This is a genomic window from Parasedimentitalea nitratireducens (assembly GCF_057444295.1).
Map to the genome: position 1 here is coordinate 446,169 of NZ_JBYAXC010000003.1, position 13,292 is coordinate 459,460.

The 13,292-nt window shown below is 57.9% G+C and carries 16 protein-coding genes; 4 read left to right on the forward strand and 12 right to left on the reverse strand.

Features of this window, described 5'->3' with window-relative positions; genetic code table 11:
- Positions 1-20: 20 nt before the first annotated feature.
- The 3 genes from AC2T28_RS12830 to AC2T28_RS12840 form a co-directional block, all read right to left on the reverse strand.
- On the reverse strand, positions 21-1,577 hold the full coding sequence (locus tag AC2T28_RS12830) for a trimethylamine methyltransferase family protein (RefSeq protein ID WP_486749383.1): 1,557 nt from the start codon (positions 1,575-1,577) through the stop codon (positions 21-23).
- A 180-nt stretch (positions 1,578-1,757) separates the two neighbouring features.
- Positions 1,758-2,447 carry an HAD family hydrolase gene (locus AC2T28_RS12835; RefSeq protein ID WP_486749384.1) on the reverse strand — a complete coding sequence of 230 codons (690 nt, stop codon included), beginning with the start codon at positions 2,445-2,447 and terminating at the stop codon, positions 1,758-1,760.
- Between the two features lie 40 nt (positions 2,448-2,487).
- Complete coding sequence (locus AC2T28_RS12840) at positions 2,488-2,772, reverse strand: DUF3572 domain-containing protein (protein ID WP_486749385.1); 285 nt, start codon at positions 2,770-2,772, stop codon at positions 2,488-2,490.
- A 93-nt stretch (positions 2,773-2,865) separates the two neighbouring features.
- On the opposite strand from AC2T28_RS12840, the gene AC2T28_RS12845 reads away from it, so the two are divergent.
- Positions 2,866-4,314 (forward strand): diguanylate cyclase, encoded by a 1,449-nt coding sequence (locus tag AC2T28_RS12845; protein ID WP_486749386.1) that lies wholly within the window; start codon positions 2,866-2,868, stop codon positions 4,312-4,314.
- A 211-nt stretch (positions 4,315-4,525) separates the two neighbouring features.
- Here the strand turns inward: AC2T28_RS12845 and AC2T28_RS12850 are convergent, their stop codons facing one another.
- The 4 genes from AC2T28_RS12850 to AC2T28_RS12865 all read right to left on the reverse strand — a co-directional run bounded on the left by AC2T28_RS12850 (position 4,526) and on the right by AC2T28_RS12865 (position 6,515).
- On the reverse strand, positions 4,526-5,008 hold the full coding sequence (locus tag AC2T28_RS12850) for a periplasmic heavy metal sensor (RefSeq protein ID WP_486749387.1): 483 nt from the start codon (positions 5,006-5,008) through the stop codon (positions 4,526-4,528).
- Entirely contained in the window at positions 5,005-5,388 is a 384-nt protein-coding gene (locus tag AC2T28_RS12855) for a hypothetical protein (RefSeq protein ID WP_486749388.1), read from the reverse strand. The genes AC2T28_RS12850 and AC2T28_RS12855 overlap by 4 nt, the downstream gene beginning before the upstream one ends.
- Positions 5,381-5,962: an RNA polymerase sigma factor gene (locus tag AC2T28_RS12860; protein ID WP_486749524.1), complete on the reverse strand. Its 582-nt coding sequence runs from the start codon at positions 5,960-5,962 to the stop codon at positions 5,381-5,383. The genes AC2T28_RS12855 and AC2T28_RS12860 overlap by 8 nt, the downstream gene beginning before the upstream one ends.
- Positions 5,963-6,029: 67 nt before the next feature.
- The gene (locus AC2T28_RS12865; protein ID WP_486749389.1) at positions 6,030-6,515 is read right to left on the reverse strand and encodes an EF-hand domain-containing protein; all 486 of its coding nucleotides are present in this window, start codon (positions 6,513-6,515) and stop codon (positions 6,030-6,032) included.
- A 226-nt stretch (positions 6,516-6,741) separates the two neighbouring features.
- Here AC2T28_RS12865 and AC2T28_RS12870 point away from each other — a divergent pair, with 226 nt between their 5' ends.
- Both AC2T28_RS12870 and AC2T28_RS12875 read left to right on the forward strand, forming a co-directional pair.
- Entirely contained in the window at positions 6,742-7,146 is a 405-nt protein-coding gene (locus AC2T28_RS12870; RefSeq protein WP_486749390.1) for a DUF983 domain-containing protein, read from the forward strand.
- Between the two features lie 25 nt (positions 7,147-7,171).
- The gene (locus tag AC2T28_RS12875) at positions 7,172-7,900 is read left to right on the forward strand and encodes an NUDIX hydrolase (protein ID WP_486749391.1); all 729 of its coding nucleotides are present in this window, start codon (positions 7,172-7,174) and stop codon (positions 7,898-7,900) included.
- A 64-nt stretch (positions 7,901-7,964) separates the two neighbouring features.
- Here the strand turns inward: AC2T28_RS12875 and AC2T28_RS12880 are convergent, their stop codons facing one another.
- From AC2T28_RS12880 to AC2T28_RS12890, 3 genes are read right to left on the reverse strand one after another with little or no spacing between them, the layout of a single operon-like run.
- Entirely contained in the window at positions 7,965-8,867 is a 903-nt protein-coding gene (locus AC2T28_RS12880; protein ID WP_486749392.1) for an EamA family transporter, read from the reverse strand.
- A gap of 18 nt (positions 8,868-8,885) precedes the next feature.
- Positions 8,886-9,788 carry a fatty acid desaturase gene (locus AC2T28_RS12885; RefSeq protein ID WP_486749393.1) on the reverse strand — a complete coding sequence of 301 codons (903 nt, stop codon included), beginning with the start codon at positions 9,786-9,788 and terminating at the stop codon, positions 8,886-8,888.
- Positions 9,781-9,987 carry a DUF2061 domain-containing protein gene (locus tag AC2T28_RS12890; RefSeq protein ID WP_486749394.1) on the reverse strand — a complete coding sequence of 69 codons (207 nt, stop codon included), beginning with the start codon at positions 9,985-9,987 and terminating at the stop codon, positions 9,781-9,783. The genes AC2T28_RS12885 and AC2T28_RS12890 overlap by 8 nt, the downstream gene beginning before the upstream one ends.
- A 107-nt stretch (positions 9,988-10,094) precedes the next feature.
- Between AC2T28_RS12890 and AC2T28_RS12895 the strand changes: the two genes are divergently transcribed.
- Positions 10,095-10,958, forward strand: coding sequence for a helix-turn-helix domain-containing protein (locus tag AC2T28_RS12895; protein WP_486749395.1), 864 nt, complete (start codon positions 10,095-10,097; stop codon positions 10,956-10,958).
- Between the two features lie 67 nt (positions 10,959-11,025).
- Here the strand turns inward: AC2T28_RS12895 and AC2T28_RS12900 are convergent, their stop codons facing one another.
- Entirely contained in the window at positions 11,026-11,781 is a 756-nt protein-coding gene (locus AC2T28_RS12900; protein WP_486749396.1) for an SDR family oxidoreductase, read from the reverse strand.
- Positions 11,781-13,253: a carnitine 3-dehydrogenase gene (locus tag AC2T28_RS12905; protein WP_486749397.1), complete on the reverse strand. Its 1,473-nt coding sequence runs from the start codon at positions 13,251-13,253 to the stop codon at positions 11,781-11,783. The genes AC2T28_RS12900 and AC2T28_RS12905 overlap by 1 nt, the downstream gene beginning before the upstream one ends.
- Between the last annotated feature and the right edge of the window lie 39 nt (positions 13,254-13,292).

Genomic DNA, 13,292 nt, shown 5'->3' on the forward strand with positions numbered 1-13,292 from the left:
CGCAAATTGTTTGTGTGACGTCAAAAGTCGGTGGGTGCACCGCCCTCTTCTTTGCGCCGGGCCACAAACTCTTGCAGGTCACCACGAATTGCGTCCTTCATCGGCGGCTCCTCAAAGTTGGCAACAATGTCTTTGAACACTTTATGCGCCCGCTGTGGCGTCCACTCACCTCCGGCTTGCTCCCAGGCCTCGTAGTTGCGCCAGTCGCTTAGGAAAGGCTGATAGAACGCCTCGGTATAGCGGTCTTGGGTGTGCTGAATACCAAAGAAGTGGCCGTCGTTGCCGACCTCTTTGATGGCATCCAGCGCGATGTTGTCAGCTGTGGTGGCATAGGTCGCAGGCTGCATATAGCGCTGGATCTGCTGTAACACCTCGCAGTCCATGATGAACTTCTCAGGGCTGGCGATCAGCCCGCCCTCAAGCCATCCGGCTGCGTGGTAAACCATATGGGTGCCTGACTGCACCGCCGCCCAGAGCGAGTTCGAGGTCTCCCACATCGCCTGCCCGTCGGGCACATTGGCGGTGCAAACACCGCTGGAGCGCATAGGCAATCCATAGAACCGCGCCATCTGCCCGGTCATCTGGGTCGAGCGCATATATTCCGGTGTACCAAAGGCCGGCGCACCGCTTTTCATATCGACGTTTGAGGTGAAGGTGCCGATCATACAGGGCGTCCCCGGTGCCACGTATTGGAACAGGGCAATTGCGCAGAGCGCCTCGGCAATGGATTGCGCCACAGCACCTGCCATGGTGACGGGGGCCATCGCCCCGGCCAAGGTAAAGGGTGTGACCACAATGGCCTGCCCCCGACGTGCCATCCGAAGACAGCCGTCGATCATCGGATAGTCGTGTTTCAACGGCGAGGTCGAGTTGATGTTGGTGTACATCCGTGGCTTGGCCTGAAATTCTTCTTCGCTCAGCCCGCCCGCAATCTTGACCATCTCCATCACATCTTCGACGCGTTCCGCCCCCAGCGAGTAGGCATGCACCACCTTGTCGCACATCGTCAGCTTGTCATAGAGCACATCCAGGTGCCGCACCGAGGCATGGATATCCACCGGTTCAACCGGGTAGCCACCGGCAAAGTGGATGCAGTTGAAATACTGGGTCAGCTTGAGCAGGTCCTGGCATTGGGCACGGGTGCCAGTGACTTTTTTACGCAGCTCCAGATCCCAATAGTTGGGCGGCGACGAGACATTGCCAAACAGCATGTGATTGCCACCAATCGGCAGGGTACGATCAATGTTGCGCGGCGTCATGGTAAAAGTGCTGGGGGCCTTGCCCACCATCTCCATCACAAAATCGCGGTCCATCTTGACCAGATCGCCGTCTACCTTGCAGCCTGCCTGTTTAAAGATCGCCAGCGCTTCGGGGTTCAGGAACACCACACCGATCTCTTCGAGGATGCGCAAGGCGCCTTCGTGGATCGCGGCTATACCCTCGGGACCCAGCGGTTCGGTTGGACGGTCTACATTGACAGGGATTTGCCATGGCATTTGCTCAATAACAGCCTTGCCACGCCGGGCTGCCGCCCCTGCCCGGCCTCCGCCACGCCGCCTACGTGCTCCATCCGCCATAATCGCCTCCCTGGTCATAGTAACATAACCAGCAGGCCCAATTCTTAGTATTTTCGCCGCTTCAATCACGACATCCCATGTCGTTTTTACAGCGCAATCCGGCGCAGAAGACGAATTCTGGACAGAAGTGCCCAGTTCTCGAAAAACCGCAGGCGCAGAGGCGAATCTCTGCGCCTGTCTTTAGCTGTCCAACCAGGTGGGGATGTGACCGATATTGGGGAGAACCACATCAGCGTGCGGGGCCAGATCTTCGTGCAGCGCCATACCGGTCAACACACCGATTTTGCGCATACCGGCAGCTTCACCAGCCTCCAGATCATGGCAGCTGTCTCCAACCATCGCCGTGCGGTCGGGTTCAACACCCACCGCCTTGCAAAAGGCCAACAACGGATCCGGATCCGGTTTGGCCCCATGGCCGCTGTCAAACCCGGCAACAAAGGCAAATCGCTCCAGCACCCCGGCCCGCTGCAATTGGCTACGCGCCGACATTTCAGCGTCGTTGGTCATCACACCCAATACCTTGCCACGGGCCAGAAGATCATCAAGGAACGCCGCCAACGGCACCGCCTCGGCCAGATTTGCATCAGCGGCGCTGACGGCTAGAAAATGCTCTAGGCCAGCCACATCCATGTGATCCACATGTGGCGCCAGCGCTTCGGAGATCTCGCGGTTGGAACAGGCAATGGCGATACTGTCGCGGCCGAACTCGCCCGTTTCAAGGTCATAGCTCAGCACCCGCGCCAGTGTCGCAGCCACATTTGGCTGCCCCTTTGCAAGCTCTTGAATGACATCCGCGGCCCAGCCATTCCAGGTGGCGGCAAAATCGAACAGGGTTCCGTCCTTGTCGAACAGAAGAGCATCAACCGGCATGTGAGGTCCTTGGTGAATCGCTGTGGTCAGGCGCTGTCTATCAGGTCCAGTTGACCTGCGCACCACCCGGCAGCGACATCCGCGCCTGCATCGGCGTCTCATAGGCAACACCCTGCGCATCGCAAAAGGCGATCACCCAGGCGTCATCCATCATCAGGAAATCCAGAACCGAGCCCAAGAACTCGGGCTCGGCGGCGCGTTCGCGCAGATCAGATTCGCTGGCGCCTGAGGCGCCTAGGAAAACGGGCAGTAAATCCTGGTTCCCCACCAACCAGGACAGCGCCTGAAGAGCAAGGGTTTCGGCAGAGTGAGCGGAAACTGGCATTTAATGACACTTTTACGGGGTTGGGAAAGGGTTTGTTAACTCCTGTCATAAAGACTCTGGGAAAGTCGAGATGCAAGGGCGAAAGGCGATCACGTGCAAGGCACCATACTGATCATAGACGGCGTTGCGACCAACCGCATCATGTTGAAAGTTCAACTTTCGGCCGCTTATTATCGTGTGGTCCAGACTGACTGCGTAGAAAACGTACTCCAAGTGGCACAGCGATGTCGCCCAGATCTCGTTTTGACCTCCATGTCTCTGCCTGACGGTGATGCAATCGACATTCAGCGTGCCATCGCATCCGATGAAACTCTCGCCAATGTACCCGTTATCGCAATTTCCGCACAGAATGATGGCGCCAGTCGCATCGCAGCTTTGTCAGCCGGTCTTGATGATGTATTGGTTCAACCCGTAGATGATGTAATCCTTCAGGCCCGCATACGCAGTTTGGTTCGCAACCGCAGTAACAGCGAAGACCTGCAGAGTGTCGCGGCCCAATCTCTGGATTTCCCCCTGTCTGACGGGGACCTCATGACCGAAATTCGCGGTGCCAAAATTGCACTTGTTGCGCATGATCTCCATACGGCAAACCAGTGGACTGCTCGCCTGCAGTCTCTTGTCCCTTATCACTTGCACCCCCATCAGATTGGCGACATCAAACTGCTGATGACGGAACCTGTGCCGGACGTCATTGTAGTCGAGCTAAATGAAGCAGAAGTCGGGCCAGGCCTGAGACTGATCGCCGATCTTCGTGCCCGGGCGGCAACCCGAAACTCGGTAGTGATTGCAATCCCAAGTCCCGCCAACTCACATGTCGCGGCCGAAGCTCTTGATCGGGGCGCCCATGATGTTCTGCAATCGGGGTTCAACGTTCAAGAACTGGCCATCAGACTGTCTACGCAGCTATTCTATAAGGTGCGCAGCGATCGGCTACGCGACACCGTGCGCAGCGAAATGCGTGCTGCTAACGAAGATCCGATGACCGGCCTGCACAATCGCCGCTATGCACAGCCATTTTTGGACAGAGTGGCCCGCAATGCATCGAACTGTGGCGAAAACTTTGCATTGATGATCGTTGATCTTGATCACTTCAAACAGATCAACGACAGCTTTGGCCATCCTGCTGGGGATGCTGTCTTGATCGAGGCCTCAAAGAGAATGTTGAAACAGGTCCGCCCAGTCGATCTTCTTGCGCGGGTCGGCGGTGAAGAGTTCATGATTGTCATGCCCGGAATAGGCGAAGCCACTGCCTGCGAAGTTGCTGATCAGCTACGCCAAATTATCAACGCTACGCCTTTTATCGCACCGGGCATTGACCAGCCTATTCATCTTACCGCCAGTATCGGAGTGATCATTGGCGGCGGAAAGCCCAACGGTGGTTCAGCGCTTGATGAGCAAACCAACGTGCCAAATCTGATCGCTGGCGCTGACCGAGCCTTGTACGACGCAAAAAACGCAGGCCGCAATCAGGTCACCCTTTGCCCGATGGCTGCGGAATCCCTCAGCAACTCACCAGTTCCCGAATGTCTTCCTGGCGCCTAGAACACCAGCGATCTAACAGGAACGCAGGTCCAGTAGCTTTAACAACTCTGATTGCCAGAGCCTGCCAAAAATGCCCAACCTAGAAGTAATCGAATTTCTGCCCGGCCTCTTGGCCGGGAAAAATATATGTAGCCAAGGTGCTGCAGGAATTCTTGATTAGCGTTGCCGTCTTGGCCAGCAATGCAGCACTCAAACTGAAACCCGTGAATAGTTACGGCGCATTGCGCCGCCGCTTTCCACCATGGGGACGTTGCATTTTCTCTTGCAGGTGGTCGGCATACTCGACCCGTTCCTCGGCATCCATCCCGCTGATCCGCGCCACCCAGGCCTGTTGCACCGACATTTGGAATGCATGCCCCGAAGCGGCCTGCTCTTTGATAAACCCTGACAAAGCTTCGGCATCAAAGGGATCCGCGCGCAAAAGGTTCAGCACCGTTTCGGATTCAGCGCGCCGTCTTTCGTGAAAATTCCCGTGGTCCCCACCCGCTTTGCGACGCAGCTCGCGGCGGGTTTCCTTGTCCAGCTCCCGAAACAGCGTCGCCCCAAAGGATGGCCCCGGCCTCGGCTTTGCGCCATCGTGAAAGCGGAGCATCGCCCCCACGGCCAGGCCCGCCACAACCAGGTTCAAGCCAAGAGAGCCAGCCAATACGATCCGCAGCCATGTTTTCATTTTGGGGGTTTCCTCAGTGCTCATTGCACCTCCTCACCCAGCAAAGATGCCAGGTCGTAACTGTCATAGGGCACCGAAGTGCTGTCTGAATATCCGATCAACTGTGCCGGGTCTGGCAAAAACGAGGGCGGCGCAAATCCGATCCAAACCCCGACCAAGCTGGCCATTGCCAATCCGCCCAAAGCTGGCAATCCGCCAATCGCCATGAACAGATGACGCCAGATGCTCTGTGGCTGGCCGGGCTTGGAGGTTTGTTTTTCCCCCTCCGCCACGGCCTCGGCCCGTGCGGTCACCGCATCTGCCAGAATGGCTGAGGTCAGGTGATCCGGTGGTGTTGCAGGGGATTTGCGCGCAGTGGCGAACAGATCGTCCAACTCTTGCATGTCCTTGTCAAACTCAGCCATTGCTATACCCCAGTTCTTCGCGTCGTCCGGCCAGGATGGCCGCCAGCGCCCGTTTGCCCCGCGCGGTCAAACTCTCAACCGCCTCGACGCTGATGTCCATGATCCCCGCAATTTCGGGGTTAGGTAACTCTTCGATGTGTCGCAACACCACCGCTTGACGCTGCCGTTCGGGCAATTGCATCAGGGCCACCTGCAATGCGTCCTGCCGGGCACCGTCTTGCAATTGCTCGGCCGCACTGCGGGTGGTATCCGCCGGTTCCGGCACCGCGTCCAGATCCACATATCCACCGCGTTGACGGCGTTTAAGATCAATGCACAGGTTCATCGCCACCCGGTACAGCCAGGTCGACAACTGCGCCTGCCCCGGCTGCCAGTTCGGGGCCATCCGCCACAGCCGCATCATCGCCTCTTGGGTGACATCCTCGGCCTCGGCCTGATTACCAAGAACCCGCATCGCAACACCAAAGCAACGGGGAGACAGGCGCGTCGTCAACTCTTGTGCCGCGCGGCCATCGCCATTGGCATAGAGCACCAGCAAGGCGTCGTCGCTCAGTGTTGGGTCCGGCTCTCCCATCAACAGCAGCCCCGGTTCCGGGGGCCACTGTTCAGATATGTCAGCGTTATGAAACACGTCAGGCCGATCAGTTCTGCTCCGTTTCCGTATCAGGCTGCTGCCCTGGTCTAGGTTTACCTTTGCCACGCATATGGTTGCGTGCTTCTTCAAATTCTTCTTTCGAGATCGAACCGTTTCCATCGGCATCCATCCGTTGCAGCATATGGCCCGATCGGCGGGGTTTAGGCAACTCATCCTGGCTCAGGACACCATCGCCATTGGCATCATGCTTTTCCAGCATCCGCGTTGCACGCTCTAGGGCCTTCTTGGCCCCCTGCGCCTGCATTTCTTCCAGCGAAAGTGCGCCATCGCTATTGGTGTCGGCCGCGGCAAATCGGGCGGCCTTCAGCGCATCGATTTCGGCCTGGGTAATTTCACCATTGCCATCTGCATCGATGTCTTCAAATGACATGTTCATCCCCTGGCGACCAGGACCTCCCTTGGCAAGCACGGTACTGGCTCCAACAACTCCGGCCGAGGCAACGATGACTGCAATGATAGCTGCTCTGTTCATGTCAATTTCCTTTGCTTGTGGCGACCCCGTGTCGCCGATCATGCAAGTCAAACGCGCGGGCTAGCGCATTCCGTCGCAAAAAACTGAAAAATGTTAGATTTTAATTCACAGTCAAATGCTTGTGCGGATTGCAAACATTTGCGGCATCCGGACGCAGCGTTTGCATACCCTCTTTCCCCCGGGGCAAGAAAGGCGCAAACATGTGTCGCAAACACAGGAATTAATCATGACCGAATCTCAGGCTATTCCCGATTCAGAAATCGAAAACGATCGCCCTACGATGCCTGCGCTGCTGAACGGCTGGCGCCGTAAGTGCCCCTGCTGCGGTGAGGGCGAGCTGCTGCATTCCTATCTCAAGGTCAATGACACCTGCGAGAGCTGTAATCTAAAACTGTCCCACGCCAAGGCCGACGATGGCCCGGCTTATCTGACCATTCTGATTGTTGGCCACCTGCTGGCACCATTGCTGCATATTGTCTATGTGATGTGGCGCCCCGAGCCGCTGGTTATGTTTTCCGTTGTAACGGTTGGCGTTGTCGCCCTGTCGCTGTATCTTCTGCCCAGAATGAAGGGGATTGTTGTTGCCTATCAATGGGCAAGACGTATGCATGGATTCGACAAGGATTCCTGAAATCTTTGGCAAACAGTGAGGCCGCATGAGCAACCAAGCACCCACCCCACCCGCGATTGATAAAACAGCTGTGCGCAATGCAGCAACTGTGATTGTGGTGCGGGATCGTATGGGGGCTGACCCCTCAATCCTGATGGGTCAGCGCGGTGCCAAAGCGGCCTTTATGCCGAACAAGTTTGTCTTTCCCGGCGGTGCAGTTGATGCCGAAGATGCCGACGTGCCGCTGGCCCATTTCGTTTCTGACCTCTGTCACCAACGATTGGCCGATCAAGCCCCGGACGGGCTACAATCCGCTCTGGCCGCTGCCGCGGTTCGTGAATTGTGGGAAGAAACCGGGCTGATCCTTGGGGTTCCGGGCGTTTGGCCCGAGCCAGCGCATGCGGACTGGCGGGATTTTGCGGCCACCGGGCACCTGCCCTCGGCCCAGGGCTTGCAATACGTGTTTCGGGCTCTGACACCACCCGGTCGGCCCCGTCGCTTTGATGCGCGATTTTTTCTGGCTGATGCAGATCAGATTGTTGGCGATTTGGACGATTTTTCCCGAGCCTCAGACGAACTGTCCCATTTGCAGTGGGTCAAGCTCTCCCAGGCCCGCCAGTTTGACCTGCCGTTTATTACCGAAGTGGTGCTGGCCGAAGTCGCCGCCCGGATCACCGATCTGACGCCGCCAAGCTCGGTGCCCTATTTCCGCAATAACGACGAGGCCAGTTTGTTCTTGCGATTGCATGGTCGCGAAATGCCTGTTTCCGGTTAGAAACAGTTCTGCGCGCTCCGGAATTTACAAAAATTCCGGGGCGGAAAATTTGAATTTTCCGGGCTCAGATCGCCAGCACCAACGCCAAAATCGACGCAACAAGCAAGCCCATACCCAGCACTTCACGCCCGGTAATCTTCTCTTTGAAGAACAGTACAGTTGCTAGAATGGACAGGATCAATTCGACCTGCCCCAGCGCTTTGACATAGGCCGCGTTTTGCATCGAAAACGCCCAAAACCAACAGAACGAGCCGCCAAGACTGGTCAGCCCAACCCAGACCGCAACCCGACGTGCGGCCCAAACCCGAGAAATCTCTACCCGATCGCGCCAGCCCAACCAGACCAGCATCATCAGAGTTTGCATGCTGACCACGACCGCCAAGGTAATGCCTGCCCGAAACGCTGGATCCAGATCGCCCAATTGCAGGGATGCCCCACGATAGCTAACGGCGGAGAAGGCAAACAAGACGCCCGACCCCAGCCCTAGCTGCGCAGCCCGGTTGGTCAGATGAGTCCACCATGCACCGTCACTGTCCGGACTCTTGGACAGCACCAGCACCGCACTCAGACCCAAGGCGATGGCAACCCAGCCCCAGTTGCTGATCTGGTCGCCCAGCACCAACAGCCCGACAATGGCCGTCTGAATCACCTCGGTCTTCTTAAAGGTGATCCCCACTGCAAAGTTTCGCTGTTTGAACAGGGCCACCACACAGATCGTTGCCAGGATTTGGGACAGCCCACCAATGGCCGAAAACACCCAGAACAGGGTCGACAGTGGCGGCAAGGATTGCCCTGACAGCCAAAGGTAGGCCGCAAGTCCGGCCAGAATAAACGGTGCAGAATAGACAAAGCGGGAAAACGTTGCACCAGCCGGTGACAGCGTCACACTGCTCAGCACTTTTTGCAGCATAAACCGCACCGTCTGGAACGATGCGGCGGCGATTGTGACAGGGATCCATAAACTCATGAACCGGCTTATGGCCTGTTATTCCCCGGGTTGCCAGAGCGGATGCGGCACCGGGTCTTTGCCCCGGAGCAAGTAGCGCCGAAACACCTGGCCATAAGAGGCGTAGACGTATTTATCGTTAGCCTCCTGATACTTGGCCTTTCGCTGGCGATACAGGTTGGGCAGCGCATACCAAGGCACGCCGGGGTGCAAATGATGCACAACATGAAAGTTGTTGTTCAAAAACAGCAGCGCCAATGGGCCGCGGTCTTCAACAACGACAGTCCGCGCGTGCATGTCTTCATGCGCTCGATGTTCCAGGAACGTGCGGATCTTGACCAGCCCCAGCCCCAGATAGGCGGCAATGCAATAGGCCCAGACCGGCATCGGCGATTGCACCACCAGCCACAGGATCAAAGCCAGTCCCGGCAGGTGCAAAACCCACCCCCAGATCACCGAGCGGTCGCCTTCACCGACGGCCCGTGCTTCGCTGGCAAAGAAACACATCTGGCCAATCAGCGGCCCCAACAGGATCCGCCCCAGCAGTGTATTGTTCACCCGATACAGACGGCGCATCCACAGCGGCATCTGGTGCCACTTGCCCGGATCCTGAAAATTACTTTCGGGATCATCATAGGGATCGGTCAGGTTCTCATCCCTGTGATGCGCCAGATGGGTGTCGCGAAACCGATTGTAAGGGATCACCATGTTCAGCTGTGGCGCCATCAGCAGTTCGTTCAGCGCACGGGTGCGGAACGGATGCCCATGCAGCGCCTCATGTGTCAGCGAGGAATGAAAGGCCACCAGTACAGCGATTGCGGCAATGGCCAGCGGCAGGCTCAGCATGGGTAGATACCACAGCCCTGCCAACCACAGCCCATAACACAGTAGGATCAGGGTGAACGTTCCCCACTCAGGGCCTTTGGGCAGCGGTTCAGACATGGCTGCGCCCCCAATGTATCCGCGCCCACAGGCGTTCATAGCCGATGTACATGGTGAACCCGATAGCGCTGTTGATCAGCGAAATGGCGCCTCCCACGGCAATGGATCCGGTTGCGGCAAAGCCAACCAGCGCCATGACCAGCAGCCCCAGAATGTTCCAAATCACCGCTTTGACCAGCGACCGCCTGCGCGTTTCCATATTGCCCTCAGCTCTGTTTTCTTTTGTCCAGAGTAGCGAGGATCAGCACCTGTGCAGAATTCCGAATATGATTAACAAGAATCAGCATCTGTGATATTAATCACCTCATGAGTGAAAAACTGGACAAACGTATCCGCGCCGAGCAGTTCCGCAGCCGCCTGCGCCGCGCACTGGATGAAAGCGGCAGCAATCAAAGCGCCTTGGCCCGCCAGATCGGCGTGGATCGTTCAACGATCTCGCAACTGCTGACCGGCGATGGGGCCCGCCTGCCCAATGCCCATGTGGTGGGCGCCTGCGCCGCCGCTCTGGGTGTCTCTGCCGATTGGCTGCTCAGCCTGTCTGACCGCCCCGAAAGCGCCGCCGAGCTTCTGGCCGGTGCCCTGTCCCTGTCCAAAGCCCCACGCGCCCTGGTGGATGAGCGCATATTCGACTGGCACCGCGAGGCCGCCGGTTATAAAATCCGCCACGTGCCTGCCGCCCTGCCCGACATGCTGAAAACCCGCGCATTGCTGGAATGGGAGTATTCCCCTCATCTGGGCAAAACAGCTGATCAGGCCATTGGCGCGTCTGAGGACCGATTGTCCTGGATGCGCCAATCGCAATCAGACTATGAAATCGCCATGCCGATCTACGAGCTCGATAGTTTTGCCCATGGCACTGGCTATTACCACGACCTGCCGCTGGCGGCCCGGATTGAACAGCTCGACAATTTTGAACGTCTCTGCACTCAGCTCTATCCGCGTCTTCGGGTCTATCTGTTTGATGCCAAGCGGCTGTATTCTTCACCACTTACGATATTTGGCCCGCTTCTCTGCGTGTTTTACGCCGGCAGCCATTACATGGCGTTTCGTGACAGCGATCGGATTGAGACCTTCACCCAGCATTTTGACACTCTGGTGCGCGAGGCGGACCTCACGGCACGCCAATTGCCTGACCGCTTACGCGCGCTCAAAGCCGAGATTACCAGCTGAAAGCCACACGCCGCCACAGGGCGGCGTTCAGGCTCAAGTCATGGCAATGACTTGAGCCGCCGTTGTTTTACACCTTGGGGTCCGGGTTTTCGGTATGACCATCCACCGCGATCACCTGCCCCGACACCAGCCGCGCCTTATCTGACGCCAGAAACACCGCCATATCGGCAATATCCCGCGCTTCAACAAACCGCCCCATCGAGGTCCCCGCGGCATAACCCTGGTACACCTCATCGCGGGTCATGCCCTTGGCCGTAGCTTCGCGTTCCAACACGCCCTCCATCCGCGGGCCTTCGACAGCGCCAGGGCAAATGACATTGGCGCGAATGCCGTGTGGCCCCAGCTCCATCGCCAGTGTCTTGGTCAGGCCGATCACTGCCCATTTCGCCGCCGAATAGGGCGCGCGGTTTGGGTAACCATATTGCCCCGCTGTGGATGACGTCACCACAATCGCCCCGGCCCCTGCGACTTTCATCAAGGGCGCAGCATATTTCGCCGCCAAAAACGCGCCTTCCAGATTGACGCTGACGCAGGCCTGCCAGTCGGCCAGCTCCACGTCCTCAACCTTGGCCGTTGGTCCAGCCACCCCTGCATTTGCGCAGAGCACATCCACCCCACCTGCATCAGATATGGCCGCAAAGACAGCCTGCATGTCCCCTTCGCTAGCGGCATTGGCGCGATGTTTCACCCAATCAGAGGGCAACGCGGCCAGTCCAACCTCGTCCACATCGGTGACCCAGACCTCATAGCCAGCTGCAGCAAAGCCCTCGCCCATGGCGTGGCCGATGCCGGATGCGCCTGCGGTGATCAGAACCCGCGCCATTACCGCGGCGCTCCGATTGCGCGGCCCAGACCATCAGGCGCAGGCAGTGCCGCATGGGCCTCGGCCAGTTTCACCAAAGCAGCCTCAACATGTTCAGCAGGCGGAGCGGACCGCCGGGTTGCCAAATCCACATGCAGCAACATGTGCTCACCCGTCGCCAACAACCGGCCGCCCTCATACATCTCATGCCACAGGTGCATCTTCTTACCTGCCCCCATGATCACCTGAGTTCTGACCTGAATGGCATGGCCGGCGTGCACCTCGTCGATATGGCGGATATGGGTTTCAGCGGTGAAATAGCTGCCGCCATTGGCGATATATTCAGCGTCACAGCCAATCAAGATCATCAACCGGTCGGTCGACTGCGCAAAGGCATCCAGATAACGGCTCTCGGTCATGTGGCCATTATAGTCGGTCCAATCCAGTGGCACCGTGCGGTTCAAGGTGAGCACCGGCTTTGACAGATCCTCGATTTGGTCGATATGGCTCAGCAAGCCCGCCTCGCCTTCGCGCGCCTTGTCCTGCGCGTTCTGCAAGGCACCCGCGCCCCAATCATTGGCCGACATCGCCCGCATCATGCCCACCAGATTGTTGTCGCGGATCCGCTCCAGCTCGCGGATGGAATGCTGGCCCGACTGTTCGTCAGATTGATCCGCGATCAGATCCACCAGCTCCTCGGTGAACTCGGGCACATCCATCAGCTTGGTCCAGGGCAGTGTCAAACATGGGCCAAACTGCGCCATGAAATGCTTCATACCCGCCTCGCCCCCGGCAACGCGATAGGTTTCAAACAACCCCATCTGTGCCCAGCGGATGCCAAAGCCATAGCGGATCGCATTGTCTATTTCCTCGGTGGAAGCGATACCATCCTTGACCAGCCACAGCGCCTCGCGCCAGACAGCCTCAAGGAAACGATCTGCAATATGCGCATCGATCTCCTTGCGCAGATGCAGCGGGTACATGCCGATTGAAGTCACGATTTCTTTGGCGCGCGCAATCACTTCGGGCCGGTTGGCCTCGGTCCCTACCAGCTCGATCAGCGGCAGCAGGTAGACCGGGTTAAACGGATGCGCCACCACGATCTGCGCTGCGTTGTCAAAGCCCTCCTGCAACTGCGAAGGCTTGTAGCCAGATGTTGACGAGCCAATGACAGCATCTGGCGCACAGTGTTGCTGCAGCTCGCCATAAACCTTCTGCTTCAGATCCAGCCGCTCGGGCACGCTTTCCTGCACCCAGTCAGCACCATCAACAGCCTCGGCAATGGTCGCATGAAACGTCAGACTGCCCTCAGTCGGCAATGCCACATTGCCCAACCCCGGCAGGCTGCGGCGTGCATTGTCCAGCACCTCACCAATCTTGCGCTCAGCCTCGGGATCTGGGTCAAACACCCGCACGTCCCAGCCATTCAGCAAGAACCGCGCGGCCCATCCGCCGCCAATAACACCACCACCGATGATTGCTGCTGTTTTCATAGTACTTCCTTCTCAGATGGTATCTGACCCGCGCACAGC

Excerpts from the sequence above, each read along its gene's own strand:
- AC2T28_RS12895 (WP_486749395.1), top strand. The coding sequence starts at position 10,095 with ATGAGTGAAAAACTGGACAAACGTATCCGCGCCGAGCAGTTCCGCAGC.
- AC2T28_RS12870 (WP_486749390.1), top strand. The coding sequence starts at position 6,742 with ATGACCGAATCTCAGGCTATTCCCGATTCAGAAATCGAAAACGATCGC.
- AC2T28_RS12865 (WP_486749389.1), bottom strand. The coding sequence starts at position 6,515 with ATGAACAGAGCAGCTATCATTGCAGTCATCGTTGCCTCGGCCGGAGTT.
- AC2T28_RS12875 (WP_486749391.1), top strand. The coding sequence starts at position 7,172 with ATGAGCAACCAAGCACCCACCCCACCCGCGATTGATAAAACAGCTGTG.
- AC2T28_RS12880 (WP_486749392.1), bottom strand. The coding sequence starts at position 8,867 with ATGAGTTTATGGATCCCTGTCACAATCGCCGCCGCATCGTTCCAGACG.
- AC2T28_RS12850 (WP_486749387.1), bottom strand. The coding sequence starts at position 5,008 with ATGAGCACTGAGGAAACCCCCAAAATGAAAACATGGCTGCGGATCGTA.
- AC2T28_RS12885 (WP_486749393.1), bottom strand. The coding sequence starts at position 9,788 with ATGTCTGAACCGCTGCCCAAAGGCCCTGAGTGGGGAACGTTCACCCTG.
- AC2T28_RS12835 (WP_486749384.1), bottom strand. The coding sequence starts at position 2,447 with ATGCCGGTTGATGCTCTTCTGTTCGACAAGGACGGAACCCTGTTCGAT.
- AC2T28_RS12830 (WP_486749383.1), bottom strand. The coding sequence starts at position 1,577 with ATGGCGGATGGAGCACGTAGGCGGCGTGGCGGAGGCCGGGCAGGGGCG.
- AC2T28_RS12905 (WP_486749397.1), bottom strand. The coding sequence starts at position 13,253 with ATGAAAACAGCAGCAATCATCGGTGGTGGTGTTATTGGCGGCGGATGG.
- AC2T28_RS12840 (WP_486749385.1), bottom strand. The coding sequence starts at position 2,772 with ATGCCAGTTTCCGCTCACTCTGCCGAAACCCTTGCTCTTCAGGCGCTG.
- AC2T28_RS12890 (WP_486749394.1), bottom strand. The coding sequence starts at position 9,987 with ATGGAAACGCGCAGGCGGTCGCTGGTCAAAGCGGTGATTTGGAACATT.
- AC2T28_RS12860 (WP_486749524.1), bottom strand. The coding sequence starts at position 5,962 with ATGGGAGAGCCGGACCCAACACTGAGCGACGACGCCTTGCTGGTGCTC.
- AC2T28_RS12900 (WP_486749396.1), bottom strand. The coding sequence starts at position 11,781 with ATGGCGCGGGTTCTGATCACCGCAGGCGCATCCGGCATCGGCCACGCC.
- AC2T28_RS12855 (WP_486749388.1), bottom strand. The coding sequence starts at position 5,388 with ATGGCTGAGTTTGACAAGGACATGCAAGAGTTGGACGATCTGTTCGCC.